Origin of the sequence: Streptomyces sp. NPDC014006 (genome assembly GCF_043088925.1) — a bacterium.
Taxonomy (GTDB): domain Bacteria; phylum Actinomycetota; class Actinomycetes; order Streptomycetales; family Streptomycetaceae; genus Streptomyces.
The window spans coordinates 1-1,600 of record NZ_JBICAJ010000055.1 but is presented as its reverse complement, the minus strand read 5'-3'; the positions used below and the strand labels follow the sequence as shown (position 1 = coordinate 1,600).

Annotated in this window: 1 protein-coding gene; it reads left to right on the top strand. The window is 68.1% G+C overall.

Annotated features, from left to right (window positions below; all coding sequences use genetic code 11):
- The coding region (locus tag ACF1GV_RS42555) for an acyl-CoA carboxylase subunit beta (protein ID WP_391692536.1) at window positions 1-1,554 on the top strand (1,554 nt) is incomplete at its 5' end.
- Window positions 1,555-1,600 lie beyond the last annotated feature (46 nt).

The window sequence follows — 1,600 nt, the reverse complement described above, 5'->3', positions numbered from 1 at the left end:
ACGACCGCGGGCAAGCTCGCGGATCTGCAGCGCCGTATCGAGGAAGCGACGCACGCCGGCTCGGAACGCGCCGTCGAAAAGCAGCACGCCAAGGGCAAGCTGACGGCCCGTGAGCGCATCGAACTCCTCCTCGACGAGGGCTCCTTCGTCGAGCTGGACGAGTTCGCCCGCCACCGCTCCACCCACTTCGGCCTGGAGAACAACCGCCCCTACGGCGACGGCGTCGTCACCGGCTACGGCACCGTCGACGGCCGCCCCGTCGCCGTCTTCTCCCAGGACTTCACCGTCTTCGGCGGCGCGCTCGGCGAAATCTACGGCCAGAAGATCTGCAAGGTCATGGACTTCGCCCTGAAGACCGGCTGCCCCGTCATCGGCATCAACGACTCCGGCGGCGCCCGCATCCAGGAAGGCGTCGCCTCGCTGGGCGCCTACGGCGAGATCTTCCGCCGCAACACCCACGCCTCCGGCGTCATCCCCCAGATCTCCCTCGTCGTCGGACCCTGCGCCGGCGGCGCCGTCTACTCCCCCGCCATCACCGACTTCACCATCATGGTCGACCAGACCAGCCACATGTTCATCACCGGCCCCGACGTCATCAAGACCGTCACCGGCGAAGACGTCGGCTTCGAGGAACTCGGCGGAGCCCGCACCCACAACAGCGCCTCCGGCGTCGCCCACCACATGGCCGGCGACGAAAAAGACGCCATCGAATACGTCAAGCAGCTGCTGTCCTACCTGCCCTCCAACAACCTCTCCGAGCCCCCCGCCTTCCCCGAGGAAGCCGACACCACGCTCACCGACGACGACCTCGAACTCGACACCCTCGTCCCGGACTCGGCCAACCAGCCCTACGACATGCACACCGTCATCGAGCACATCCTCGACGACGCCGAGTTCTTCGAGACCCAGGCCCTGTTCGCGCCGAACATCCTCACCGGCTTCGGCCGCGTCGAGGGCCACCCCGTCGGCATCGTCGCCAACCAGCCCATGCAGTTCGCCGGCTGCCTCGACATCGCCGCATCCGAGAAGGCCGCCCGCTTCGTCCGCACCTGCGACGCCTTCAACCTGCCCGTGCTCACCTTCGTCGACGTCCCCGGCTTCCTGCCCGGCGTCGACCAGGAACACGACGGCATCATCCGCCGCGGCGCCAAACTCATCTACGCCTACGCCGAGGCCACCGTCCCCCTGATCACCGTCATCACCCGCAAGGCCTTCGGCGGCGCCTACGACGTCATGGGCTCCAAACACCTCGGCGCCGACCTCAACCTCGCCTGGCCCACCGCCCAGATCGCCGTCATGGGCGCCCAGGGCGCCGTCAACATCCTCCACCGCCGCACCCTCGCCGAGGCCGACGACCTCGAGGCCACCCGCACCCGCCTCATCCAGGAGTACGAGGACGCCCTCCTCAACCCCTACATCGCCGCCGAACGCGGCTACGTCGACGCCGTGATCAAACCCTCCGACACCCGCCGCCACATCGTCCGCGGCCTGCGTCAACTGCGCACCAAGCGGGAATCCCTGCCCCCGAAGAAGCACGGCAACATCCCCCTCTAGGCCCGCTGGGAGCCGTCATGAACATCAAGGTCGTACGGGGAAACCC